Below are 26,432 nucleotides of genomic sequence, written 5' to 3'. Positions count from 1 at the left end.
GTTAACCAAAAAGATATTCTACAACATCTTCAATTTTGGCAACCAACTGAACCTTTATTCGAGGGTTTTGTATTGCAATTTTGTTGTATTTGGAAACAAAGATGGTAGAAAAACCTAGTTTTTCTGCCTCTTGTATGCGTTGCTCTACTCGGGTTACCGGGCGTATTTCTCCGGCCAGACCAACTTCCGCAGCAAAGCAATATTCTTTTGGGATGGGAATGTCTTCACTAGAAGACAATATGGATGCTACAACCGCAAGATCAATAGCAGGGTCGTCCACCGATATTCCTCCGGTAATATTCAGAAAAACATCTTTTGCTCCCAAACGAAATCCAGCTCTTTTTTCGAGTACAGCAAGGATCATATTGAGACGTTTCAGATTATATCCGGTAGCACTGCGCTGTGGAGTGCCATAAACTGCGGTGCTTACCAAAGCTTGTATTTCGATCATTAAAGGACGCATTCCTTCGAGTGTAGCGGCTATAGAAGTTCCGCTAAGGTCTTCGTCTTTTTTTGAAATTAAAATTTCACTGGGATTATTTACTTCTCGCAAACCATTGCCTAACATTTCATAGATCCCTAGTTCTGATGTAGACCCAAAACGATTTTTTAGGGCACGTAAAATGCGATATACATGGTTTCGATCTCCTTCAAATTGCAATACGGTATCCACCATATGCTCCAAAATCTTTGGACCAGCAATATTTCCGTCTTTGGTAATGTGACCGATAAGGATGACAGGAGTAGCGGTTTCTTTAGCAAATTTGATCAGTTCCGTAGTGCATTCTCGAATTTGAGAAATGCTTCCCGCGCTACTTTCGATATAATCGCTGTGCAGTGTTTGGATCGAATCGATCACTACAATATCAGGTTCTGTAGCTTCAATTTGCCTAAATATGTTCTGCGTTTTTGTTTCGGTAAGTATCAGGCAATTATCAGTTTTGGATGTAATACGTTCTGCCCGCATTTTGATTTGCTTTTGACTTTCTTCACCCGATACATACAATGTTTTGTAAGGTAATTTCAGGCAAATTTGTAGTAGTAAGGTACTTTTTCCGATACCAGGTTCTCCTCCAAGTAATGTCAAAGAGCCGGGTACTAATCCTCCTCCCAAAACACGGTTTAGTTCTCCATCATCAGTATTATAACGTGCCTCTTTTGCGGTATCAATTTCAGAAATACGCAAAGGCTTAGCCATTTTCTTGTGAGGCTGATTGGTAGTAGCAGCTTTCCAATCCTTAGTGGTTGCTTTTTGTACCACTTCTTCAACAATAGTGTTCCATTCTTTGCAAGAAGTACATTGTCCTTGCCATTTGGCATACTGGGCTCCACAATTTTGGCAAAAAAATACGGTTTTGGTTTTAGCCATTTTACTTATCTATCAGCTGTAAAAATACTATTATTTGTAGTTTAATAGATACAGATATAAAATAAAAAAAGATCCCGAAATTCGAGATCTTTTAAATAAGTTATATATGTGTTTTTACCAGCCAAAGTCATCTTTGATCTTATTTACTTTGTCTAGCATATAATCTTTTGTCAAGAAAGCAATCTCAGCCAACTGGAAACCATTTTCATAAGCTCTCATCGCCTTTTTAGGTTCTCCGGTTTGCTCATAGAACATTCCAAGATAATAGTGCCCAAGCATTACATCTGGATGTTCTTTTATAGCTAATTTACCAAGAGGTTCCAGTTCTTCCCACTTTTCATTTTTTTCTATCGCTGTTGATACTGCAATAAAATCATTTACTCGAATTTGGCGTTTGATACCATAGAGTTTCTCGGTGGTTCTATACATATCTACCAAATAATCGTAGGCAGAAGTCTCCAATGGAAGTAAGACTTCTTTATACGTTTTTTTACTTATAGGACGGTACATTTCGAAGATACCTTCCAGTGCTCTTGGAATTCCTCTTCCTACTAGTGTATAATGCGAAGACTCATCAAAGTTATCAAAGAAAAAATGCATGTCAGCGTTTTCTTCCAGTGCCTCGATTTGCTCACTAAAAGCAATTGCATCTTTTTTGATGTTATCGGCATCATTGGTTGCTGTCGCGGCATAATACCATACATCCGTAGCGCTGGATAATACATTAGCAATACGCTCTTTCATTGGAGGAGCAAATTCTGGACTAAGGCATATATATCCTTGAAAAATAGGGTTGTCTTTAAATAAGAAATAATTGATAAAGTTAGCCGTAAAATCATGACCAACAATAATCTTTAATTGAGCAGTTCTATAGGTCTGATCCAGATAAGGCATCAATTCTTGTCCGATAAACTCAAAAAACTGCGCTCCTTTTTGATCAGGTAAATATTCTGCAAGATCATATCGGCAATCATCAGTTCTTGTTTTTCTTTGATTAACGCCCACTACTATTGATTCTGGCATATCTTCCCAATAAGAAAAATAATCAACATTTCCAGCAACGGGTTCAAACAAATAATCCCCATCCAAAACCAAAATAACAGGATAGGTTTTGTCTACATTCTTTTTGTAATTTCTGGGTAATTGAATTTTCAATTCTCGACTTTGATCTAATTTTATAGACCTAAAGGATTCATATATAGCTTGGGTATACCCTGAAATGGTAAGACAACAGGCCATAATAAGAAGTATACTTTTCTTCATAAGTAATGCGTGATTTAGGTTAAGCAGGTGACAATATATAAATTATTTCCCTATTTCTTCTGATTTACAATAGGTAGCAATAAAAACGATAACGCACCAACGACTATATTTATTGCAGTTTGAGATCCCCATAATATCCATCCAAAAGCTTCTCCAGCAGGTCGATTAACTCCAAACAAAACTAAAATAGCAGCTGTAGCAATAGGAAAAGCACCAATACCTCCGTTGGTTGTAGTCATGGCAATAGATCCTGCTACAAAAGTGGCTAGAACCGGACCAATAGAAAGAGTAGCAGTTTCAGGAACAGTATACTTGATCACGTAAAACATAGCGACATATAATATCCAAATTAGTAAAGTATGAAAGATAAACGCTCTTTTCTTTTGTAATTGGAATATGCTTTTTACCCCTTCCAAAATGCCTTCTCCAAAGTTTTTTATTTTTAAAAGAATTGGGTGATTTGATTTTTTGATCATTCTTAAGAATAGAATGCCTAATAAAATACCTACTACCATCACAACTAGTATCAAAATGGTATTGGCAAATGTTTCTTGAAGGTAGTTAAATAGATCTTTGGATTGAAAAAGAAGGGTGATTGCAATAATGATCAGCAGCATAATAGAATCCACAACTCTTTCAGAAATAATAGTTCCAAATGCTTTTTTGAAAGGAATATCTTCATAGGTAGATACAATCCCTCCCCGAAGTACTTCTCCAGATCTAGGAATACCAAGATTTGCCAAATATCCAGCCATTATTGCCATAAAGCTATTAGATAACTTTAGATTGTATCCTATTGGTTCCAGCAAAAACTTCCATCGGTAAGCTCTTGAAAGATGAGAACAAATCCCCATTACGATCGAGAGGATAATCCATTTTGGATCGGCTCCTAGAATGTATTGCAGTGTTTTTTGCCGCTCTTCTGGAGTGGCAGAGGTGATAGAATACCAGATTAAAAAAACTCCCAATAGTAATGGGAGTGTTATTTTAAGAATTTTTGTGAGTCTTGGATTCACGCTTTTACTTTAACAAATTGTTCTCTTCATTAGGGAAAAGAAGCTTAGGCTTGAAGTTTTTAGCTTCTTCAATATCCATCATAGCGTATGTTATTAATATAAGCACATCACCTTTGGCCACTTTTCTGGCTGCAGCACCGTTTAATGTGATTTCGCCACTATTTCTAGGGCCAGGGATAGCATATGTTTCTAAGCGTTCCCCGTTGTTGTTATTCACAATCTGCACTTTTTCTCCTTCAATGATATTGGCAGCATCCATAAGATCCTGATCAATAGTGATACTCCCGATGTAGTTTAGGTCTGCACCGGTAACTTTAACGCGATGAATTTTTGATTTTACTACGTGTACTAGCATGTTACAAAGTTAGTTATTTTTAATTTAGGGCAATGTTATCAATAAGTCTTATTTCTCCAGCAAAGACTGCAATAAATGCTCGATACTTTTTGTTTTTTTGTTTCCTCTTTATCGTTTTAAGATCAGATGCTTTGGCAATCTCAAAATACTCTAATCTAAGCTCGTTATGATTTTCGAACTGAGTCGATATCCATTCATTTAACTTACTAACACTTTTTGTGCCAAAATCTTTTTTTACTTGTTTTAATGTCTTATAAATCAGTGGAGAAGCCTCAAGTTGTTGCGGGTTTAGCCTTTTGTTTCTGGAACTCAACGCTAAACCGTTTTCTTCTCTGAAAATTGGACACCCTACTATTTTAACTGACATTTTTTCAATGTCAACCAATTTCTTGACGATCTGAAGCTGCTGAAAATCTTTTTCTCCAAAATATGCCCTGGTTGGAGAAACAATAGTAAAAAAATGCTTAAGAACAGTGCCAACACCATCAAAATGGCCAGGTCTAAACTTACCTTCCATTTCGTTTTCTAATCCTCCAAAGTTGTAATTCGTAGCAATTGTTTCTTCTCCGTAAATCTCTTTTGGAGGGGGAGCGAATACTACAATGTCTTTCGAAATGCTAGATAGTAATTCGACATCGCTATCCAGTGTTCTTGGGTAATTCACCAAATCCTCGGTATTATTGAACTGAGTTGGATTGACAAAAATACTGACCACTACTACGTCGTTTTCATCAAGAGCTCGTTGAACAAGAGCTAAATGACCCCTGTGCAAAGCTCCCATTGTAGGGACAAATCCTATTGATTTTTTCTGTGTTGAAAAAGTTGCAACACGCGACATAATGTCCAGTCTTTTTTCGTATACCTGCATTGGGCTGAAACTTAAAGGCGTGCAAAAATAAGATATTACTAGCAGACTGCATAAATTTTCGTAATTTTGCAAAATTAATTCCAAAACGGAGGACGATAAAAGTATCGATTATATGAAAGATAAGAGGATATTGTATGTATCATCAGAAGTAATACCTTACCTGCCAGAGACCGAAATTTCATCCATGTCTTTTGAAGCACCTAGAATGGTGAATAGCAAAGGAGGCCAAATTAGAATTTTTATGCCTAGGTATGGAAACATTAATGAAAGACGTCATCAGCTTCACGAAGTGATCCGACTTTCAGGAATGAATCTTGTAATAAATGATTTAGATATGCCTCTTATTATTAAGGTGGCGTCTATACCAAAAGAGCGTATGCAGGTTTACTTCATAGATAACGAAGACTATTTTAAAAGAAAAGCAACTTTAACCGACGAAGATGGAAACTTGTTTCCGGATAACGACGAGAGAGCAATATTTTTTGCAAAAGGCGTTATAGAAACGGTTAAGAAGTTGAATTGGTCGCCAGACGTAATACACGTACATGGCTGGCTGGCTTCTCTTTTACCTTTGTATCTTAAACATTATTATGCTAATGAACCTCTTTTTGGCCAAAGTAAAATCGTTACCTCGGTTTACGAAAGAGGATATGAAGGGACGCTAGATATGAATATGATGGAAAAGGTGAAGTTTGATGGAATTGGAGAAGAAAAAGTAAAAGATCTAGCTACTCCAACATATAGCAATTTAATGAAAGTTGCTATTGATAATTCTGATGCTGTAATTGTCGGTTCGGCAGAAATACCAGAAGAATTGTCAAAGCACTTAGAAAATGTTGACCAACCTGTTTTAGACTATAAAAACCCAGATGAATTTGCAGATGCTTACGAAGCCTTCTATCAGTCGGAAGTGCTAGTGTAAGCAAAATGATTTATTTATGACTTTGAAGAATTTTTTGATTAGATCTACGGCAGTAGTTACTGTATTGGTTACTTTATTTTCTTGTGATGATGAATTCAATACAGTTGGTAGTGAAGTAATTGGTGATGTTAATTTTGAAGATAGGCTTTATGAGGCTATTCCTATAGCTTACAGTGCAAGGTTTGAAAGAGTGCAAACCTCGGCGTTACCTGGTTATCTATTAGGGGTCTATAATGATCCAGTATATGGCCAGTCGGCGTATGGAGTGTTATCCGAATTACAGCCTGAACGTTTCGATCCTGTTTTTGGAGATAATGCTAGATTAGATAGCGTAGTTTTAAACATTCCTTATTTCAGCACTACCACCAATACCGAGGCAAATGATGATGGAGTAATCATAAATACGTTTGAGTTGGATTCTGTTTATGGAAACCAGCCTATTAGATTGTCTGTTTATAAGTCCAATTATTTCTTGAGAGATTTTGATCCAAATTCTAATCAAAGGCAATTGTATTTCTCAAATGACCTTAATGATATAGAAACTAATTTTGGTACAGAATTAAAACAGCAATTATTATATACAGACGAAGGTTTTGTGCCTTCTGCAGAGGAATTGATTTTACTAAGTCCGGATGGAGAAGATGAAAATGATGATCCGGATGTAACAAGATTGCCTCCAGCTTTTCGTGTAAAGCTTCCGGTTGATGTCTTTACGGCTGCTTTCCTGGATATGGAAGGATCATCAGAATTGAGTAATGCCAATAATTTTAGAAATTTTTTCAGAGGTATATTTTTTGAAGCAGAAGCTGTGAACAATGCAGGTAATCTGACGTTTTTAAATATGGTTAATGGAGATATCACATTGCATTATACCTTTGATAAGGTAGATACGGCTGATGAAGATGAGGACGGAAGTACTACAGATATTGTTGAAGATCAAGGAACACTTGCTTTGGCCTTTGCCAATAATATTGTTAATGGTATTGACACTCAGTTTGATACTACCATTGCCAACGAGTTATTGACCGAGAATCAGGATGTGGTAAATGGAGAAGAAACCTTATATTTGAAAGGTGGAGATGGAGCAATTGCTGTAATTGACTTGTTTGGTGGTATGATTGTCAATGAAAATGGAGAAGAGGAAAATGAACTTGATTTTCTTCGAAGACAAAATTGGTTAATTAATGACGCATCTATGACGTTTTATATTGACCAAGATCGAGTAACTGGTGGTGATACAGAACCAGAAAGAATATATATATTTAATATGGAAACTGACGAAGTTTTACTGGATTATCGTTTTGATAATACGATCAATAATGATAACCCTGTTGTTTCGATCACCAATCACCTGGGAAGAATCTCAAGAGATTCTAATGATGATGGAGAATTCTTTAAAGTTAGGATGACACAGCATATTAACAATATATTAGATGGTGATACTGAGAACGTAAGACTTGGACTTTCAGTTTCGCAAAACGTAAATATAATTAATAATGCAGATGGTTTTGCACGTGTAAGAAGTGATGAAACCGACCCTAATAGTGATATTGAAGTTACAGAAAAAACAACCCCCTTTGCTTCTGTAATATCGCACGAAGGAACTGTTCTTTATGGAAATGGACCAGGTGTTCCGGAGGCGAAACAATTAAAGCTTAATATTTTTTATACCGAATCAATAGACAACTAAAAAAATTAAATCATGTGTGGAATAGTGGGGTATATAGGTCATAGGGAGGCCTATCCAATTGTTTTAAAAGGATTAAAAAGATTAGAATACCGGGGATATGATTCTGCCGGTATTGCTCTTTATGATGGTAATGATCTCAAATTGTCAAAGACAAAGGGTAAAGTAGTGGATTTAGAAGAGCGTTTGGAGAAAGAGATTTCTACAAATGGAACTATCGGAATAGGGCATACTCGATGGGCTACTCATGGAGTTCCTAACGATGTCAATTCGCATCCACATTACTCTAATTCTGGAGATCTGGTGATTATTCATAATGGAATTATCGAAAATTATGAATCACTAAGAAAAGAATTGCTAAATAGAGGCTATGAATTTCAGTCTGAAACAGATACTGAAGTCTTGGTTAATCTAATAGAAGATGTAAAGACCAAAGAAAATATAAAACTTGGAAAAGCTGTTCAAATAGCATTGAATCAAACTATTGGTGCATATGCTATTGCAGTTTTTGATAAGCAAAAACCAGACGAGATAGTAGTAGCTAGACTGGGTAGTCCACTAGCTATAGGTGTAGGTGAAGATGAGTTTTTTATTGCCTCAGATGCTTCTCCTTTTATAGAATATACCAATAATGCGATCTATCTGGAAGACGGGGAGATGGCAATTGTAAGAAGAAACAAGGATGTTAAAGTTCGAAAAATACATGACGACAGTCTTGTAGATCCTTATTTGCAAGAATTGCAGATCAATCTGGAGCAAATAGAAAAAGGTGGATATGATCATTTCATGCTTAAAGAAATCTATGAGCAGCCAAGTGCTATAAGTGACACCTATAGAGGAAGAATGCTGGTTGCCGATGGGATTATAAAAATGGCAGGGATCGATGATAATTTGGCTAAGCTTCTTAATGCAAAACGAATTCTAATTGTTGCATGTGGTACATCATGGCACGCAGGATTGGTTGCAGAGTACATTTTCGAAGATTTGGTTCGTATTCCTGTAGAAGTAGAGTACGCTTCAGAATTTAGATATCGTAATCCTGTCATCCATCAAGATGATGTGGTGATCGCTATTTCTCAGAGTGGAGAAACTGCGGATACCATGGCTGCGATCAAATTGGCTAAAGAAAGAGGAGCATTTGTTTTTGGAGTATGTAATGTAGTGGGATCTTCGATTTCTCGAGAAACACATGCTGGAGCTTATACACATGCCGGTCCAGAAATAGGAGTTGCTTCTACCAAAGCATTCACAACGCAAATTACTATCTTATCCTTGATCGCTTTAAAATTAGCAGAGCGTAAAGGAACCATATCTAATAGTGATTTCCATTACTATTTGCAAGAGCTAGAAAGAGTTCCAGAAAAAGTGAAGAAGGCATTAGAGTCAAATGATCACATAAAGCTTATTGCAGATACATATAAGGATGCAAAGAATTTCTTGTATTTAGGAAGAGGTTACAACTTCCCTGTGGCTTTAGAAGGAGCGTTAAAGCTTAAGGAAATTTCATATATCCATGCAGAGGGTTATCCTGCGGCGGAAATGAAACACGGTCCCATCGCACTTATCGATGAGCAAATGCCAGTTGTGGTTATAGCTACCAAAAAAGGACATTATGAGAAGGTGGTGAGTAACATCCAGGAAATCAAATCCAGAAAAGGTAAGATTATTGGTATTGTTACAGAAGGAGATGTGACTGTAAAAGAATTGGCAGATCACGTTATTGAAATTCCGGAGACCATAGAATTCTTAACACCTCTTCTTACTACGATACCATTGCAGTTGTTATCATACCATATTGCTGTGATGCTTGATAAGAATGTGGATCAGCCTAGAAATTTGGCAAAATCCGTTACTGTAGAGTAAATACTTTTTATTGATATACTTTCAAAGGCTATCCTAAGGGATAGCCTTTTTTATTCCTAATATTAAGATTAGGTAAAAATATGATAAAAGAATTGTACAGGTACAAAACAATTAATTACATTTGCCGTGAAAAATGAATTCATACTACATCAGCATTAATAGTGCTCACTCACCCCATTTTATGATCATTTTTTAAAGATTCCTTAACGTTGCAAATCGTCAAACAGCATCTTTTTACGATAAAATGCAATATTTTCTTTGTTTTTAATGAAAAAAGTGTACTTTTGCATCCCAATGTTTGAATCCTTATGCGTGCATAAGAAAAAACAACTTAATTATAATTACAAATCTACTTATGAGAACAATTACATTAATGGTCGTGCTCTTAATGAGCATAGTAGGTACCGCACAAAATGTGGTTCAAGGTAGGGTTATCGATGGTTTCGATCAACCTATACCAGGAGTTAGTGTTTCTGTTAAAGGAACTGATGTTTCTACAATTACAGATTTCGACGGAAACTTTACGCTGACTACAGACAAAGATTATCCTTTTACCTTAGTAGCAAGTAGTATTGGATTTGATGATGCTACCCTAGTGGTTACGTCACAAACTGGGGAAGTTACTATTGTATTAGAGGACATTACCTTTTTGGATGAGTTGGTAATCTCGGCATCTCGTGCTCCGGAACGTTTATTTGAATCTCCTGTAACTATCGAACGTTATGGTATTAAGGAGATTAAGAATGCAGCTTCTGCAGATTTTTATGGAGATTTAGAAAATATCAAAGGTGTAGATATCAATACCAATAGTTTGGCATTAAAATCTATTAACACCAGAGGTTTTGCAACGTTTACAAACACACGTTTTGTACAGCTAATTGATGGAATGGATAATACCGCTCCCGCATTGAACTTTGTACTTGGTAACTTGGTTGGTTTAAGTGAGCTTGATGTGGCAAGTGTCGAATTACTGCCAGGAGCATCTTCTGCTTTATATGGAGCGAATGCTTTTAACGGTATCCTATTTATGAATAGTAAGAACCCGTTTGATCATCAGGGAATCAGTGCTTACGCCAAAGGAGGAATTACTTCTCAAGAAGCTGCAGGAGATAACGAGTTTTATGACGTAGGAGTTAGAATAGCTCATGCATTTTCTGATAAGTTTGCAGCAAAAGTGAGTTTCTCCCTTTTGAATGGTACTGACTGGCTTGCAGCAGACAAAAGAGATTTGGATAACCCAGGGGCAACTAGAGAGAATACTCCAGGATATGATGGATTAAACGTGTACGGAGATGAGGCTAAAGGTTCTTTAAGAGGACTTGCAGCACAAAACCCAGCAGTAAATCCAGCAGTTTTACCTTTCTTACCAGATACAGTGGTAAGTAGAACAGGTTATGATGAGGCTGATCTTAATGATAATGATGTAGAAAGTTTAAAATTTGATGGAGCGTTACATTTCAGACCGTTTGCAGATGATTTTGAAGTGATTTTGGCAAGTAAGTTAGGTAGAGGTACAACAGTAACTCAGGATGCCAACAGAACATTGCTTCGTAATTTCTTTTTACAACAACATAAATTAGAAATTAAAAATGATAACTTCTTCTTGAGAGGTTATGTAACTGCAGAAGACGCTGGAGATTCATACGATATTCGTTTTACTGGTCTTAACATCAATAACAGATGGAAATCAGATACACAATGGTTTACAGAGTATATCGGAACTTATTTAGCTACTATTGGTGCTAATCCTAATGATCCTGCAGCTCAAGAAGCGGCTCACGCAGCCGCGAGACAAGTAGCAGATACAGGACGTCTTATTCCAGGAACACCAGAGTTCCAACAAGCATTTGAAGATGTGACTAGTAATCCGGATCTTGCTAGTGGATCTAAATTCTTGGAGAAATCATCGTTTAGACATGCAGATGGTAATTATAACTTTAGTCATTTGACTAGTAATTTTGCAGACATCCAAATAGGTGGATCTTTTAGAGAGTATAAGTTAGATTCTGAAGGAACCGTATTTACAGATATAGATGGGCCTATCAGATATTCAGAATATGGTTTGTATACGCAGTTCCAAAGAAAGTTATTAGACGAAAGATTAAAATTAACAGGTTCTGTACGTTATGATAAATCTCAGTTATTCGATGGAAATTTCTCTCCTCGATTCTCTGTGAGTTATACCTTTGGAGCAAATAAGACTCGTAACCTACGTGCTTCGGTACAAACAGGTTTCAGAAACCCTACTACTCAAGATTTATTTATCGGTCTTGATATTGGACGTACTCTTCTTGTGGGTTCTGCTGAAGAAAACTTGGATAGATTTACTACAGTTGATGATTTTAACAACGTATATACAGCAAGAGACGCTTATGAGAACTCTTATTCTGCTAGTTCTGTACAAAGATTTGCAGAAACAGGAGATGTTAATGATCTTGAGGTTGCTAGTATCGATATTGTAAAACCAGAAAGAGTAACAGCATACGAGGTTGGATATAGAGCACAGTTTGGAGCTTTCATCTTTGATGGTAGTGTATATTACAACCAGTTTGAAGACTTTATTGCAAACGAAAATGTTATTGTACCAGGTCAAGGTGTTGTAAATGGTACTGCGGGAGAGCAGTTATTAGCGGTTCAGTCATTAGCTAGTGCTGGAACAAGAAGAACATTCACCGCTTCTACTAACTCTGAAGTAGATATCAATTCTTATGGAGCAATTGCAGGATTTACTTATAAATTGAATGGATTTGATTTTAACGCTAGTTATACTTTCGCTGAGCAAGACTTCGATCAGGAAAGAGATCCAGACTTTAGAAGTAACTTTAACACGCCAAAGCATAAGGTAAAAGCGTCTATTGGTAATGACGAGCTGTTTAAAAACTTTGGATTTAATGCCAATCTTATATGGAGTGATGATTATTTCTGGGAATCTGATTTTGGTGTAGGTGCTATTCCTTCGTACACCGTAATCAATGCACAGGTTAATTATGCGATTCCTGTACTAAAAGCTAGATTAAAAATCGGAGCTAACAATATAGGAGGTGATGAGTACTTTACAGCCGTTGGATCTGGATTTATAGGATCTCAATATTATGTAGGACTATCGATCAACAATCTGTAACAGATTTTAAAAATAAATGTGAAAACCCATCTGATATTTTCAGATGGGTTTTTTTATGGGATTGAAGTAAAGAAATTCATGTATTCCATCAAAAAAACCGAATTATCAAAACTGAAGCGATTGGTTTTTTTTCATGGTTAATAAACAAAGGTTTAACAACTTTATTAAAAAATTCCTAAAAAAACGTATATTGTTGTCATAACTTTAAAAAATTTGAGGGTATGAGAACAACTACATTAGTGGTAATGCTGTTATTGATGAGTATTGTCACTTCTGCACAAACAACAATCAAAGGAAAGGTGGTGGATAATAATGATCAACCGATTCCGGGAGCAAATGTGATTTTGGATGGCGCATCCGTGGGTACAGTTACCGATTTTGATGGTCTCTTTTCACTTACTGTCGAACAATCACCTCCTTTTACAATTACGGTAAGTAGCGTTGGATTCGAATCCAGTTCGGTTGTTGTTTCTTCGGCATCGTCTGACTTAAACATTACACTTAAGGAAGGAACAGAATTAGATGAAGTAATCGTTTCGGCATCGAGAACGCCAGAACGTATTTTTGAATCTCCTGTAAGTGTCGAACGCTTTGATGTAAAGAAGATAAAAAATACCCCTTCAGCAGATTTTTATGATGGATTAGAAACTCTAAAAGGAGTGGACATTAATACCAATAGTTTAACATTTAAATCTATAAACACGAGAGGTTTTGCCACTTTTGCGAATACTCGTTTTGTACAGTTGGTAGATGGTATGGATAATACTGCTCCTGCCCTAAACTTCGTTTTGGGTAACTTGATTGGTATGACGGAGCTTGATGTGAATAGTATTGAATTACTGCCTGGAGCATCTTCTGCACTATATGGAGCAAATGCTTTTAATGGTATTTTGTTCATGACTAGTAAGAATCCTTTCGATCATCAAGGGATTAGTGCTTATTTTAAAGGAGGTATAACCTCTCAGGAAGCTGCCGGGGATAATGAATATTATGATTACGGAATTCGTATTGCACATGCGTTTTCTGATAAATTTGCTGCAAAAGTTAATTTTTCATATTTACGAGGTACAGACTGGTTTGCGGTAAGTGAGGTTAACGTATTGAATCCTAATACGGATAGATCCGATATTAATTATGATGGTCTTAATGTATATGGAGATGAGGTAAGTACCAACATAAGAGGTGTTGGAGAAATCTTAACAAATACAATTAACCCTGTTACTGGACAGCCGATATTGCCTCCTGGGGCCGAGAATTTACTTCCTGATACCAATGTAAGTCGTACAGGATATCTTGAGAGTGATTTGAATGATTATCCGGCAGAAAGTATAAAGTTTGATGCAGCACTACACTACAGACCTTTTGCCGATGATTTAGAACTTATTTATGTTGGTAAAGTTGGTAGAGGTACTACAATCTATCAAGGAGCTAACAGATACTCTATCCGAAACTTCTTTTTACAACAACATAAATTAGAAATTAAGAATAGTAATTTCTTTATTAGAGGTTATATCACCGATGAAGATGCGGGAGATTCTTATGATACTCGATTTACAGGAATCAATATTAACCGTTTCTGGAAAGATGATTCAACTTGGTTTGGAGAGTATGCGGGGGCGTTTGTACAGGCTACATTAGCAGGAGTGCTTCCAGAACAAGCACATGCCCTTGCAAGACAAACAGCAGATACAGGAAGACTTATTCCTGGAACACCAGAATTCCAACAAGCGTTTAATCAGGTAATTAGTGATCCAGATTTATCTACAGGATCTAGATTTCAGGATAATACACAATTAAGACACGTAGATGTAAATTATAATTTCAGTCACTTGACAAGTAATTTCGCTGATATTCAAGTAGGAGGATCTTTTAGAGAATACAAATTAAATTCTTCAGGAACTATTTTTACAGATTTTGATGGGCCAATTCGATATTCCGAATTTGGTATTTATACCCAATTACAAAAGAAATTTGCAGATGAAAGAGCTAAAGTGACAGGTTCTGTACGTTATGATAAGTCAGAATTATTTGATGGTAACTTCTCTCCAAGATTGTCGATAGGATATACACTCGGTGAAGAAAGAAACCACAACATCCGTGCATCGGTGCAAACAGGTTTTAGAAATCCAACCACTCAAGATTTGTATATTGGATTAGACGTTGGGCGTGCTATCTTGGTAGGTTCTGCACAGGATAACTTGGATAGAGATGTTCGAACTTTTAGTGGTACTGATATTAGTGGAGAAGGTCAGGGAATTTTGAATTCTGACAGTGTAGATATTGTTGGTCGAGCTGCTTACGAAAACTCTTTTTCAGCCTCTTCTGTACTTGCAGGTAATCCAGTACGATCTTCAGCGGCACCTGTAGAACCAGAAAAGGTGACTGCTTTTGAAGTAGGATATAGAGGGAAAGTTGATCGGTTTGTAATAGATATTAGTGCGTATTATAATCAATATAAAGACTTTATCTCTACGCAGAATGTGATTGTTCCTTTTTATGGTCAGGTTGGCGATGGAGCATTATCACTTCTTGCTTTGCAAAATGATGATTTTGCGGTGTATCAAGCTTATACAAACTCTGATGTTGATATTAAATCCCTAGGTTTTACAGCAGGGGTCAACACCAAATTACCAGGTGATTTTGAACTAGGTGTGAACTATACATTTGCTGAGCAGGATTTAGACCAAGAAAGTGATCCGGATTTCAGAACAGAATTCAATACGCCAAAACATAAAGTAAAAGCAACTTTTGGTCATCCTAATCTATTTAAAAATTTTGGTTTTAACACTAGCTATCGTTGGAGTGATGATTATTTCTGGCAAGCATCTTTTGGAGATGGAGATGTGCCTTCATTCTCTGTTATAGATGCACAGATCAATTATACGATTCCATCATTGAAATCGACATTAAAAGCAGGTGCTACAAATATAGGTGGTGACGAGTACTTTACGGCCTTTGGTACTGGACTTATAGGATCTCAATACTATATCGGTCTTACCATAAACAATTTATAATAGATAACTATAAAAAAGAAAAGACAAATGAATACTCAATATAAATGGCTACTTATTTTATTCATCTTTGGTTTTATTGCCTGTGAGGATGATGATGATGGCCAAGTAATGGAAGAGGTAGTCATTACCTCTGGTGAAGCTGATTTTTCAACATTTGTTTCATTAGGAAACTCATTAACCGCTGGATTTACCGACAATGCTTTGTTTATTGCAGGCCAAGAAAATTCTATGCCTAATATTTTAGCACAGCAATTTGCATTAGCAGGAGGAGGAAATTTTGTTCAACCTTTGATGAGTGATAATATCGGTGGAGCATTGCTTGGAGGAAATCAAATTTTAGGACCTAGATTATTTTTTAATGGCGCTGGTCCAGCACCGCTAGACGCAACACCAACGACTGAAATTTCGGCAATACTTTCGGGTTCATTTAATAATATGGGAGTGCCAGGTGCAAAAAGCTTTCATCTCGTAGCTCCTGGATATGGAGATATCGCAGGATTAGGCGCTATGCCAGCTACTGCAAACCCTTATTTTGTGAGAATGGCTTCTAGTCCAACAACAACTGTTTTGGCAGATGCGATGGCACAAAATCCAACATTTTTCTCGTTATGGATCGGTAATAATGATGTGTTAGGATATGCCCTTAGCGGAGGAGATGGTACAAACCCAATAACGGATACTGCATTGTTTACTCAAGTATATAATACCTTGGTAGGTACATTAACCTCTGGAGGAGCAAGAGGAGTAGTTTTTAATATTCCAGATGTAACAGCTATTGCACATTTTACTACTGTACCTCATAATCCGGTTCCGCTAGATGCAGCAACTGCAGGAGCTGTTAATGGAGCATACGCGGCTTATAATGCTGGAATTGTGCAGGCGTTTGCTTTCTTAGTGGGTAATGGAGCGATTTCACAAGCAGATGCCGATGCTGAGATCGCAAGAAGAACGATAACTTTTGCAGAAGCAGCGAATAATGCTGTAGTTATTGAAGACGAAAGTCTAACAGATCTGACCATGATTAACTCTGCCTTGGTAAGTATACGACAAGCAACAGCAGATGATCTATTAGTACTACCTGCGAGTAGCTTTATTGGTACAGAAGCTGTACCAGGGAATCCGCTTACTGTAAACGGAGTAGCGGTTCCTTTGGCTGATAAGTGGGTGTTAACTCCAGAAGAGCAGGCAGAAATAGCAACAGCAACAGAAGCGTTTAATGGGGTGATTTCATCTGCAGTTCAACAAGCAGGCTTAGCCTTCGTAGATGCAAATGCACTATTGGATCAAGTTTCTGATGGAGGAATTCAATTTGATGAATTTTTGATTCAAGGAAATTTAGTATTTGGAGGACTGTTCTCTTTGGATGGTGTACATCCAACGGCAAGAGGATACGCATTTTTAGCAAATTCTGCAGCTACGGCAATTAATGAAACCTATGGTTCTAACTTACCACTGGTAAAAGCAGTAGACTACCCTACGTTCTACAGTCCTATGTTACCGTAGTTTAGGATATTAATAACATATAAAATTGACCCACTAAAGCGATTTAGTGGGTTTTTTTATGAAGCGATAATGAATTTGCGTTCTAACAATTGAAAATAGAAAGCTAGTAGTAGAGATATAATAAGATAAATAATTACCATCATCGTAGCTCCCGTAAATACCGCATCCATTTCGAACCACCCTCCTTCTTTAAAGATCAAATAAGCCGCAAAAGTAATCTTAACAATTTCAGCGTATACCGATATAATATGTCTATCCATTAGTGAAGTGTAAGCGAAAATAGAAATGGCAATAAACAGTGCATAGTTGATAATTTGAGGTAACTCAAAATCTCCAAAACTAACCAATAAATAATACAAAAGCGCCAAAGTGATAAGGAGTTGAGACCAGGACCATAATTTTAAGGAGAGCGAACTTTCAGTCTTGTACTTCTTTCGTGTATAAGGGTCGGTGATGATTTGTATAGGGTATTTTTCTTTTACATCATCTGGCCTCCATCCGGTTGGCATATACCATATCCGTATTTTGTCCCACCAGTTTTTGGTTCTCCAGGCGTCTTTCAGAATCCCCCAGGCATGCATAAAGTTGATAAAGAAAGGATTCCATGTGTTAACAGGTTTTTTTACCCCATACACTGGAGGTTTATCAGGTAACTCTTCTTGAAAAGTGCCAAATAGCTTGTCCCAAAAAATGAATATTTGAGAATAGTTTTTATCCAGATATTCGTCATTAATTGCATGGTGTACTCTATGGTGTGAAGGTGTTACGATAACATGTTCCAGAATCCCCATTTTGTTTACCAATCGGGTATGATACCAAAATTGAGCAAACAAGTGAATTGGGGCAACTAGTGCCACGATGTGCGATGGTATTCCTAAAAGAGCAAGCGGAATATATAAAAAGAAATAAATGGAAATGATAGCAGAGATACTTTGCCTTAGTGCACATGCAAGGTTGAACTCTTCGCTACTATGATGGATAATATGTCGATTCCAAAATAGGTTTATAGTATGATTAAAACGATGAGACCAATAGCCAGCAAAGTCAAGCCCTATAAACGTAAGAATGTATAACCAAACAGAAGATTTGATACTCACCAAAGCAATATGATCCACCATCCAATCATAACTGATAATGATTATGGCAAGACCAGTTAGGCTTCTTAAAGTATCGGTAATACCAGAACTTAAGCTAGAAATTGTGTCCATAGCTTCATTAACCGGTATTCCTTTCCATCTGCTTATGAGATATTCTATAAGAATCAGAACGATAAAACCAGGAATAGCATAACTTAAGGCGATAGCATATGTTTCCATTCAATAAAATGTAAGAATTTTCAATCTACAAAATAGTCAAAATTTTGGAATCTGAAGCCGTCCTGAAGCCCCGGTATCAATCCCATAAAAGCAATTTTATGGGATTAATCTTAAATTAGTATGATTATACTAATATTAAAAAATAATTAGTATATTTATACTAAATTGTGAAAATGAATACCAAATCTTCAATTATCGAGCAAGCGGTTTATCTTTTTAATAAAAAGGGCTTTTTTAATGTTAGTATTAATGATATCGCACAGGCTACGGGTATAAGCCCAGGGAACTTTACCTATCATTTCAAAAGAAAGGAACATTTATTAGCTGCGATTCAGGAGGAAGTATTGGATAATGCCATAGAAGTATTCCCAAAGGATAAGTATGTAACCCTTTTTCATTTTCAGGAGTTGTTTACCCGGTTTTATGGCATTCAAAAAAAATACAGATTCTTCTTTATGGATATCCTTTATCTGATAGAGGAATACCCTGATATCATGAACGAATACAGGCTAGCTACTTCAAAGCGGTTCCAAGATGCGAGAAGTTTGATCAATTATTATGTGGATAGCGATCGGTTAGTTCCTGAAAAAGAGCGGGTAAATTATGATCTGATTATTCGTACGCTTTGGATGACAAGCACTTTTTGGAGTGCAGGAACTACTTTATTAGATGAAAAGAATACGTCTTTGGTTGAAGATTCACCTTTGCAGACATTGTGGGAGGTGTTGAAACCTTATTTGACAGATAAAGGATACAATGAGTATTTAGAAATCATCCAAAATGCAAAACAAAAACAAATAAGAACTTAAAAAAAATATAATTATGGCAGTACAAAATCCACCATTAGAAATGTTACCGGCAAACATTCCCATGCCTCCAAAATTTGACAATGTAGCCGAAGAAAGAGCCTATCTCAAAACAAAACTTGCCGGGGCGTTCAGAATATTCGGTAAATTTGGTTTTTCAGAAGGTGTTGCAGGGCATATTACGGTACGAGACCCAGAGCATCAAGATCATTTTTGGGTAAATCCATTTGGGCTTTCTTTTAATCGAATTACGCCTTCTGATCTATTGTTGGTGAATCATAAGGGAGAAGTGGTAGAAGGTAAATTTCCTGTAAATGCAGCTGCTTTTGCGATCCATTCTCAAATTCATGCCGCCAGACCTGATGTTGTTGCTGCGGCACATGCACATACGGTTTATGGGAAATCGTTTTCTGCCTTAGGCCTGGAGCTAGCTCCGATTACTCAAGATGCGTGTGCATTTTATAAAGATCATGCAGTTTTTAATGATTATGCAGGTATTGTTAATGAACTAGAAGAAGGAAAGAGGGTTGCCAAAGCTTTGGGAGATAATAAGGCAGCAATTTTACAAAATCATGGGTTAATCACCGTTGGACATTCTGTAGACGAGGCAGCGTGGTGGTTTATTACCATGGAAAGAAGTTGCCAGGCACAATTGCTAGCCATGCAAACGGGAGAAAAACTGATCGAAATAGATCATAATATCGCTATGAAGACAAGAGCAGAGCTTGGTTTTCCGCTTGCAGGATATTTTCAATTTCAACCGATGTGGCAAGATATAAGTGCAACATTTGATTTTTAGAATTCATAATCAAAATACATAACTATGAATAGTACAGGAACCCTGATTGTCGCCATATCCTTAATGATTATTATGTTTGGTATGGGGCTTTCGCTTACCAGTGATGATTTCAAAAGAGTAGCCAGAAACCCTAAGGCAGTTTTGTTGGGGTTAATCAATCAATTGCTCTTTTTACCCATTATTGGTTATGCCTTGGTTTCTTTACTTCAACTGCCCCCAGAAATTGCTATCGGAATCATGATCTTGGCGGCATGTCCAGGTGGGGCAACCTCAAATGTGATTGCTCATTTGGCCAAAGGAGATACCGCACTCTCTGTAACATTAACCGCAATATCGAGTATCATTACGATTGGTACTATACCCTTCATTGTACAATTTTCACTTTTGAATTTTTCTGGACAAGAAGGAGAGGTGCAATTAAATATTTTGCAAATGATCGGTCAGTTGTTGGGTATAGTAATTGTCCCAGTATTTTTAGGAATGCTGATACGTGCCAAAGCTACCAGTTTTGCCTTAAAAATGGGAAAGCCAGTTCAGGTAGCTTCGGTACTTTTGTTAGCATTAATCACCACAGGGATTATTCTGAAAGAAAAACACAATATCATCCCTTATTTTCAACAGGCAGGATTACCAACGGTTTTGTTAAATGTAAGCAGTATGATTCTGGGATATATGACAGCGGTTGGTTTTAAACTGCGAAAACCTCAGGCGATTAGTATTGCAGTAGAGTCAGGGATCCAAAACTCGGGATTGGCAATTACTATAGCAGTGGTGACCCTTCAAAACACCTCATTTGCCATAGCTGGAGCCATATATACACTAGTGATGTATGCGGCTGCTTTTGTTATAATAGTGTATGGACGATACAGTAAATCCTAAAAGGTTTTTAATGAGATAATTTCCGTTGAAAAATGGGATAAAAGCTACCTTTAAAAAAACAAAATAAAAGGCATTATTTTTTCATTTTAAAAGACTATATTTGCAGCCTGAAAAAAGGTGCTATTGTAGCGTTGTTTGTAAAGTATCTTTTTTCCATAGTTAAATACTAAACATTAAATAGTTAGATAATGTCTAAAGTTACGGGTAAAGTATCTCAAATTGTAGGTCCGGTTATCGATGTAGAATTCGCTGCAGGGACTGAATTACCAAAAATTTACGATTCATTAGAAATTAATAAAACAGACGGTAGTAAACTAGTATTAGAAGTTCAGTCTCACATTGGTGAGGATACTGTTCGTACTATTGCGATGGATTCCAGTGATGGATTAAGCAGAGGGATGGAAGTTGTAGGATCTGGAGCTCCTATCCAAATGCCAATCGGTGAGGATGTATATGGACGTCTATTTAATGTAATTGGAGATGCAATCGATGGACTTGGAGATCTTCCTAAAGCAGGAGAAGATGGTCTTCCAATTCACCGTCAGGCACCAAAATTTGAAGATTTATCAACTTCGACTGAAGTTTTATTTACAGGGATCAAAGTAATCGACCTTATCGAGCCTTACGCAAAAGGAGGTAAAATTGGATTATTTGGTGGTGCTGGAGTAGGTAAAACAGTATTGATCCAGGAGTTGATTAACAATATTGCAAAAGGACACGGTGGTCTTTCTGTATTCGCAGGAGTAGGAGAAAGAACTCGTGAAGGAAATGACTTGCTTCGTGAGATGTTAGAATCTGGAATTATCAAGTACGGTGATGATTTCTTACATTCTATGGAAGAAGGAGGATGGGATCTTTCAAAAGTAGACAAACAAGCAATGAAAGATTCGAAAGCTACTTTCGTATTCGGACAGATGAATGAGCCACCAGGAGCACGTGCTCGTGTAGCACTTTCTGGTCTTACTATTGCAGAATATTTCCGTGATGGAGCTGGAGACGGACAAGGAAAAGATGTACTTTTCTTCGTAGATAACATCTTCCGTTTTACACAAGCTGGATCTGAGGTATCTGCACTACTTGGACGTATGCCTTCTGCGGTAGGATACCAACCAACATTGGCAACAGAGATGGGTGTGATGCAGGAGCGTATTACTTCTACCAAGAAAGGATCGATTACATCGGTACAGGCGGTATATGTACCTGCGGATGACTTGACGGATCCTGCACCAGCAACAACCTTTGCTCACTTGGATGCAACAACAGTATTGTCTCGTAAGATTGCAGAGCTTGGTATTTACCCAGCGGTAGATCCATTAGATTCTACATCGAGAATTCTTACTGCTGATATCCTTGGTGATGAGCACTATAACTGTGCACAAAGAGTTAAGGAGTTATTACAACGTTATAAAGAATTACAAGATATTATCGCGATTCTTGGTATGGAAGAATTATCTGAAGATGATAAATTAGCGGTAGGACGCGCTCGTCGTGTACAACGTTTCTTATCTCAGCCATTCCACGTAGCAGAGCAGTTTACAGGAATCCCAGGATGTTTAGTAGATATCAAGGATACTATAAAAGGATTTACAATGATTATGGATGGTGAGTTAGACCACCTTCCTGAAGCAGCATTTAACTTGAAAGGGACAATCGAAGAAGCGATTGAAGCTGGTGAGAAAATGTTAGCTGAAGCATAAACTAGAAAAATATGTATTTAGAAATAGTAACTCCAGAAGCAGTATTATTTAGTGGTGAAGTAACTTCTGTTGCAGTACCAGGTGTGAATGGAGAGTTTCAGATGTTAGATAATCACGCACCCATTATTTCTTTGTTAGGAAAAGGAAATGTAAAGGTGTATGGAGATATGAATTTAGAAGAGGAAGTAGCAGAAAAGTTTGTGAAAGAAAACGGTGTTACTTTGCTTCCGATTACTTCTGGAACTATTGAAATGAAAGACAATAAAGTAATTGTGTTAGCCGACTAATACGAATTACTTTTGAAAAATAATGAATCCCAAATTCTGATTGCAGAATTTGGGATTTTTTTATTTCGCAATTTCTATAATTCCTGCATGTTGTTCACTCTGTTTTTATCCAATCGGGTGCCATAAGGATCTACGGATACATACTTCGGGATTTCATCTACGATAATGCTAATTTGAGTGTTTTCTTTATCGAAATGGTGTGGTTTAAGGTATAAGATTTGTTCGTCTACCCCTATTCTTTTGGGATGTTTATTAAATAAACCTATTTGTATGGGTTCGTTTATTGTTATGGGTACTTCTTCTCCAAGATCTTTGGTTTCGAATCTCTTGGTAACCACATCCAGCGTGATTTCATATTTTCCATTAGAGAGCTTCTTGTATGAGACGTTTTTGAGCTGCAGATCATAGGTGATGATTCGTTTAAACCAATCATCGATCAGGGTGTGATATGCTAATGGGGTGACCAGATACACTTCCTTCAAAAAATCAAGAGTAACGACTTCAAATTCTTCTTTATTTCCATATTCGGAAACTATTTTTTGTAAAATGGCATCAATTTTTTGAGCACCTATTAGTTCCTTTAACGCAAGCATAATTGTGTAATCTTTGCCATAAAGGATGTGGTTTTCGCCATCGGATAAGTAGGCTGGTGACTCTTTTTCTGAAGCATAGGATCGGCCAGTAAAATATCTGTTGTTGGCGTATTCGGATAAATTCCACAAAGCACCTTTGCCGTAGTGTTTTTCCATGACTACGCCTTCGGTGTATTTCGCTAGGCCTTCGATAAAGAAACCTCCACCAGCGGTCATTTTTGGAGTTAATATATGCCCCCACCATTGGTGTGCTATTTCGTGTATGGTTCGTTTGGCAACCAGATTGAATACTTCAGTGTTACGCTGATCTAATAGATAAAACCGATCTTCTATCATACTAATTGTTCCTGGCATGGCCTGACCGCCAAATGGCCAATATGCCGGGATCTCTGCAATACGAAGATGATCAAAAGAGTAATTGCCAAAATTTTGGGTACAATAATCAAGGGTTTCCCTACTTGCTTTCATCACCGAAGAGATATTCATGTCATGACTTGGGTGAAAATATTGTTCAATATTAACTCCTTTATAATTTTCTTTTTGAACTTCATAGCTGGCCGAGAAGTATCCTAAAAGAGGAGATACTTTATCCAGAGTTTTGTAATGGTAATAATTCCTGTCATTATCGGTCCATTTTTTGATCAGATTTCCTGGAGCAATTGCTATTTGATTGGATTGGGTAGATACTACAGTTTCAAAAGATACCCTGCCAATCAGGTTACTAGGTTTGTTATGTAAATCATGTTCATGACTAACTTTTTCTTCTCTTTTAGGCAAACCTCGCTTTTCACGTTCTTTTGCACTTTTAATCTCACGGCTAGGGCGATATCCTAATGAAGGCGTCAAAGAAGAGTGTAGAATATAACTTCCATTATTGACAATATCAATGTTGGTTGCTAAACCTTTGTTTTCTGCTGTCAACTCATACTTAAACCTAATTTGTTCTTTAGGTCGTAATGGTTTTTTTAGTTTGAAAAGGTGCGTTTTATAAATGGTATCATACTCAATCAATATTGCATCTTCTAAGTAAACCGATGTTAAAGGTATTCTTGGAGAGATGAAGACAGTATCTACAAGGATATCGCTTTTGTTTTTCAATATGTAATCTGAGTACACTGTATATTTTTGATCATCGGGATAAATGTCAACCTTGGTTTTTATTGCTACAGGATATAATTCTTCTAACGAATCATATTGTTTGAATTTTCGTTCATACATTTCAGCAAAATCCAACCGTGTATCGGAAGAGAAATATTCATTTACGATATTGGTATTATAATAAATGATGCTGCCGGCACTTACAAAGAGGATAAGAAAACTAATGATAAAAATAACTTCACTCTGTTTCCAATTTGATAATAGCTGAGCTATTCTAAATTTAAAACTTGAAATGATACCTCTTCTCCACAATTTGAAAGCCACTAGGGTTAGTATTCCTCCCAGGGCTAACCAATATACCGAGTACCAATAAAACCTTTTCGGGTAGTACCCATATCCAGCAAGATCGTTGTATACCACAGCTGGGGTATTTCCCAGTTTCAATAAAGGGTGTTCTATTCCGATATAACTACTTATAGAGCTTCCTAATCCAAAAATTAAAATTCCGGAAATAAGCATCCCGAGGTATTTATTGGATACCACATTTTGAATAAATAATGCCAAAATTCCATAGAATATCATCTCGACACCCTGAAAAAAGAACAGATTGATGTATTGTCTCAAGGCAAATTCGGGATAATTTCCAATAATTTGAAAACCTATACAAATAACAATGCTGATCAGAATTAAGATCATGGGTAGCGTAAATAATACCGCATACTTTGATAAAAAGAATAGGCTGTTGGGTGCAGGAGTAGCATCAATGATACCATTAAAATTCAAGTTTCTCTCTTTCCATACTAATTCTCCACTATAAAATATAATGAGAATTAACCCTAAAAGAGGTAATGCATCGGTGAGCTGTTCTATTAGAAGATATGGCACAGGATACAGACTATCGTAATAAGTACCTCCTTCAAAAATCCTACTGTAAATTTCGGTTGTTGCTATCAGGATCCAAATAAGAGATACTGCTATAAATGGCAGGCTTTTGAGGACGGCAATGAGTTCTAGTTTTACCAATGAAAACAGTGTTAAAAATCGAGACTTCCTGGTTTGAGGGAAAGTCAATACTGGGAAATAGTTTTTTTTGTTGATTACAGATTCTATAACATCTTTACTTTTTTTGATACTTTGATTTCCTTTTCTGAAAGAGAATAATTTGAAGGTTACTCCAAGTAGTAGTAATGATGCTGAAATCCATATGATCCTGTTCCAAAGAAAATACCCCGAAAAAGATAAAAGCTGATTGTTTTTTTGAAAAGGAGTCCAATACATGGTTTGCTCAAAAAAAGCGGATAATCCAAAGGGATCCGCTATAGCCGCAATAATCATGTTCTCTGGCGAAGGAGGGACTGCTTGGGCTAACATAGGAGAATTAAGAAATATTGAACATCCCCAGTATAGCGCATAGATAAGAACTGCTCCAATATATACGACTAATGCTTTTCTGAAGAGTGTAGCAAAACAGAATAACAGTGCTGTTAAAATGAATAGATTAGGCAATACGATAGTGGTCCATATGTATAAATAATGATATAACACAAAAGGAGCGATACTGTCTGGATCAATAGAAAAAAAAGTGCCAATTGCAAAACCTACTAGCATAAGTGAGTACACCAATAAGCTAATTAGGAAAGTTCCCAAAAAGCGGCTCCAATAAAAATGATGTTTTTTTACTGGGGTACAGTAGATCATGCCCTCGGTTTGGTATTGCCGATCTCTGAGCATGGCATTAATGCAATAGAACATGATGGCAAAAACTGATACCAAACTAAATACCCCAATAAAAAAATTAATTTGATAAGGGGAGTTGTTTTTTATCAATTCGGATGCTCCTAGCCTACCGCCAGAAGACATATAAAACCCGAGAAGAAAGAAAATGAATGAGAAAATATAAAATGACAATTGTTTAGTGTGATATCGCCATTCGAACTTAAAAAGTAGCGTAAACATGAGTTGTATATTTTGTGGTT

The 26,432-nt window shown here is 36.8% G+C and carries 18 protein-coding genes; 11 read left to right on the top strand and 7 right to left on the bottom strand.

Going from position 1 to position 26,432, the window contains the following annotated elements; all coding sequences use genetic code 11:
* Position 1: 1 nt before the first annotated feature.
* The 5 genes from radA to panC form a co-directional block, all read right to left on the bottom strand.
* Entirely contained in the window at positions 2 to 1,369 is a 1,368-nt protein-coding gene (radA, locus tag AC0L3Q_RS24140) for a DNA repair protein RadA (protein ID WP_473283658.1), read from the bottom strand.
* Positions 1,370 to 1,483: 114 nt separating this feature from the next.
* Positions 1,484 to 2,632 (bottom strand): alpha/beta hydrolase, encoded by a 1,149-nt coding sequence (locus tag AC0L3Q_RS24135; RefSeq protein WP_473283655.1) that lies wholly within the window; start codon positions 2,630 to 2,632, stop codon positions 1,484 to 1,486.
* A 50-nt stretch (positions 2,633 to 2,682) separates the two neighbouring features.
* Positions 2,683 to 3,648 (bottom strand): lysylphosphatidylglycerol synthase transmembrane domain-containing protein, encoded by a 966-nt coding sequence (locus tag AC0L3Q_RS24130; RefSeq protein ID WP_473283652.1) that lies wholly within the window; start codon positions 3,646 to 3,648, stop codon positions 2,683 to 2,685.
* A gap of 4 nt (positions 3,649 to 3,652) precedes the next feature.
* A complete protein-coding gene (panD, locus tag AC0L3Q_RS24125; protein ID WP_073318628.1) occupies positions 3,653 to 4,003 on the bottom strand; it encodes an aspartate 1-decarboxylase in 351 nt (116 codons plus the stop codon).
* Positions 4,004 to 4,022: 19 nt separating this feature from the next.
* Positions 4,023 to 4,871, bottom strand: a complete 849-nt coding sequence (panC, locus tag AC0L3Q_RS24120; RefSeq protein WP_473283650.1) for a pantoate--beta-alanine ligase — start codon at positions 4,869 to 4,871, stop codon at positions 4,023 to 4,025.
* A 112-nt stretch (positions 4,872 to 4,983) separates the two neighbouring features.
* Here panC and AC0L3Q_RS24115 point away from each other — a divergent pair, with 112 nt between their 5' ends.
* From AC0L3Q_RS24115 to AC0L3Q_RS24090, 6 genes are all read left to right on the top strand, one after another.
* On the top strand, positions 4,984 to 5,793 hold the full coding sequence (locus tag AC0L3Q_RS24115; RefSeq protein WP_473283649.1) for a glycogen/starch synthase: 810 nt from the start codon (positions 4,984 to 4,986) through the stop codon (positions 5,791 to 5,793).
* 16 nt (positions 5,794 to 5,809) lie between these two features.
* Positions 5,810 to 7,483, top strand: coding sequence for a DUF4270 domain-containing protein (locus tag AC0L3Q_RS24110; RefSeq protein ID WP_473283646.1), 1,674 nt, complete (start codon positions 5,810 to 5,812; stop codon positions 7,481 to 7,483).
* 12 nt (positions 7,484 to 7,495) lie between these two features.
* Entirely contained in the window at positions 7,496 to 9,343 is a 1,848-nt protein-coding gene (gene glmS / locus AC0L3Q_RS24105; RefSeq protein ID WP_473283643.1) for a glutamine--fructose-6-phosphate transaminase (isomerizing), read from the top strand.
* Between the two features lie 355 nt (positions 9,344 to 9,698).
* Entirely contained in the window at positions 9,699 to 12,464 is a 2,766-nt protein-coding gene (locus AC0L3Q_RS24100; protein ID WP_473283640.1) for a TonB-dependent receptor, read from the top strand.
* Between the two features lie 221 nt (positions 12,465 to 12,685).
* A complete protein-coding gene (locus AC0L3Q_RS24095; RefSeq protein ID WP_473283637.1) occupies positions 12,686 to 15,478 on the top strand; it encodes a TonB-dependent receptor in 2,793 nt (930 codons plus the stop codon).
* Positions 15,479 to 15,505: 27 nt separating this feature from the next.
* Positions 15,506 to 16,981 (top strand): G-D-S-L family lipolytic protein, encoded by a 1,476-nt coding sequence (locus tag AC0L3Q_RS24090; RefSeq protein WP_473283634.1) that lies wholly within the window; start codon positions 15,506 to 15,508, stop codon positions 16,979 to 16,981.
* Between the two features lie 56 nt (positions 16,982 to 17,037).
* Here AC0L3Q_RS24090 and AC0L3Q_RS24085 read toward each other — a convergent pair whose 3' ends face one another.
* The gene (locus AC0L3Q_RS24085; protein WP_473283631.1) at positions 17,038 to 18,297 is read right to left on the bottom strand and encodes a sterol desaturase family protein; all 1,260 of its coding nucleotides are present in this window, start codon (positions 18,295 to 18,297) and stop codon (positions 17,038 to 17,040) included.
* Between the two features lie 173 nt (positions 18,298 to 18,470).
* On the opposite strand from AC0L3Q_RS24085, the gene AC0L3Q_RS24080 reads away from it, so the two are divergent.
* The 5 genes from AC0L3Q_RS24080 to AC0L3Q_RS24060 all read left to right on the top strand — a co-directional run bounded on the left by AC0L3Q_RS24080 (position 18,471) and on the right by AC0L3Q_RS24060 (position 22,765).
* Entirely contained in the window at positions 18,471 to 19,106 is a 636-nt protein-coding gene (locus AC0L3Q_RS24080; RefSeq protein ID WP_473283628.1) for a TetR/AcrR family transcriptional regulator, read from the top strand.
* Positions 19,107 to 19,119: 13 nt separating this feature from the next.
* On the top strand, positions 19,120 to 19,902 hold the full coding sequence (locus AC0L3Q_RS24075; protein ID WP_473283626.1) for a class II aldolase/adducin family protein: 783 nt from the start codon (positions 19,120 to 19,122) through the stop codon (positions 19,900 to 19,902).
* A 24-nt stretch (positions 19,903 to 19,926) separates the two neighbouring features.
* Positions 19,927 to 20,781, top strand: a complete 855-nt coding sequence (locus AC0L3Q_RS24070; RefSeq protein ID WP_473283623.1) for a bile acid:sodium symporter family protein — start codon at positions 19,927 to 19,929, stop codon at positions 20,779 to 20,781.
* 188 nt (positions 20,782 to 20,969) lie between these two features.
* The gene (gene atpD, locus AC0L3Q_RS24065) at positions 20,970 to 22,478 is read left to right on the top strand and encodes a F0F1 ATP synthase subunit beta (RefSeq protein ID WP_073318578.1); all 1,509 of its coding nucleotides are present in this window, start codon (positions 20,970 to 20,972) and stop codon (positions 22,476 to 22,478) included.
* An 11-nt stretch (positions 22,479 to 22,489) separates the two neighbouring features.
* Positions 22,490 to 22,765 carry a F0F1 ATP synthase subunit delta/epsilon gene (locus tag AC0L3Q_RS24060; RefSeq protein ID WP_073318576.1) on the top strand — a complete coding sequence of 92 codons (276 nt, stop codon included), beginning with the start codon at positions 22,490 to 22,492 and terminating at the stop codon, positions 22,763 to 22,765.
* Between the two features lie 74 nt (positions 22,766 to 22,839).
* Here AC0L3Q_RS24060 and AC0L3Q_RS24055 read toward each other — a convergent pair whose 3' ends face one another.
* Positions 22,840 to 26,412, bottom strand: coding sequence for a M1 family aminopeptidase (locus tag AC0L3Q_RS24055; protein ID WP_473283621.1), 3,573 nt, complete (start codon positions 26,410 to 26,412; stop codon positions 22,840 to 22,842).
* Positions 26,413 to 26,432 lie beyond the last annotated feature (20 nt).

The sequence above is a fragment of the Aquimarina sp. KJ22-3 genome, from assembly GCF_055808215.1.
This window is presented reverse-complemented; position numbering and strand designations above follow the sequence as displayed.

Coding starts and splice junctions, on each gene's coding strand:
- radA (WP_473283658.1), bottom strand. CDS start 1,369: ATGGCTAAAACCAAAACCGTATTTTTTTGCCAAAATTGTGGAGCCCAG.
- AC0L3Q_RS24135 (WP_473283655.1), bottom strand. CDS start 2,632: ATGAAGAAAAGTATACTTCTTATTATGGCCTGTTGTCTTACCATTTCA.
- panD (WP_073318628.1), bottom strand. CDS start 4,003: ATGCTAGTACACGTAGTAAAATCAAAAATTCATCGCGTTAAAGTTACC.
- panC (WP_473283650.1), bottom strand. CDS start 4,871: ATGCAGGTATACGAAAAAAGACTGGACATTATGTCGCGTGTTGCAACT.
- AC0L3Q_RS24115 (WP_473283649.1), top strand. CDS start 4,984: ATGAAAGATAAGAGGATATTGTATGTATCATCAGAAGTAATACCTTAC.
- AC0L3Q_RS24110 (WP_473283646.1), top strand. CDS start 5,810: ATGACTTTGAAGAATTTTTTGATTAGATCTACGGCAGTAGTTACTGTA.
- glmS (WP_473283643.1), top strand. CDS start 7,496: ATGTGTGGAATAGTGGGGTATATAGGTCATAGGGAGGCCTATCCAATT.
- AC0L3Q_RS24100 (WP_473283640.1), top strand. CDS start 9,699: ATGAGAACAATTACATTAATGGTCGTGCTCTTAATGAGCATAGTAGGT.
- AC0L3Q_RS24095 (WP_473283637.1), top strand. CDS start 12,686: ATGAGAACAACTACATTAGTGGTAATGCTGTTATTGATGAGTATTGTC.
- AC0L3Q_RS24090 (WP_473283634.1), top strand. CDS start 15,506: ATGAATACTCAATATAAATGGCTACTTATTTTATTCATCTTTGGTTTT.
- AC0L3Q_RS24085 (WP_473283631.1), bottom strand. CDS start 18,297: ATGGAAACATATGCTATCGCCTTAAGTTATGCTATTCCTGGTTTTATC.
- AC0L3Q_RS24080 (WP_473283628.1), top strand. CDS start 18,471: ATGAATACCAAATCTTCAATTATCGAGCAAGCGGTTTATCTTTTTAAT.
- AC0L3Q_RS24075 (WP_473283626.1), top strand. CDS start 19,120: ATGGCAGTACAAAATCCACCATTAGAAATGTTACCGGCAAACATTCCC.
- AC0L3Q_RS24070 (WP_473283623.1), top strand. CDS start 19,927: ATGAATAGTACAGGAACCCTGATTGTCGCCATATCCTTAATGATTATT.
- atpD (WP_073318578.1), top strand. CDS start 20,970: ATGTCTAAAGTTACGGGTAAAGTATCTCAAATTGTAGGTCCGGTTATC.
- AC0L3Q_RS24060 (WP_073318576.1), top strand. CDS start 22,490: ATGTATTTAGAAATAGTAACTCCAGAAGCAGTATTATTTAGTGGTGAA.
- AC0L3Q_RS24055 (WP_473283621.1), bottom strand. CDS start 26,412: ATGTTTACGCTACTTTTTAAGTTCGAATGGCGATATCACACTAAACAA.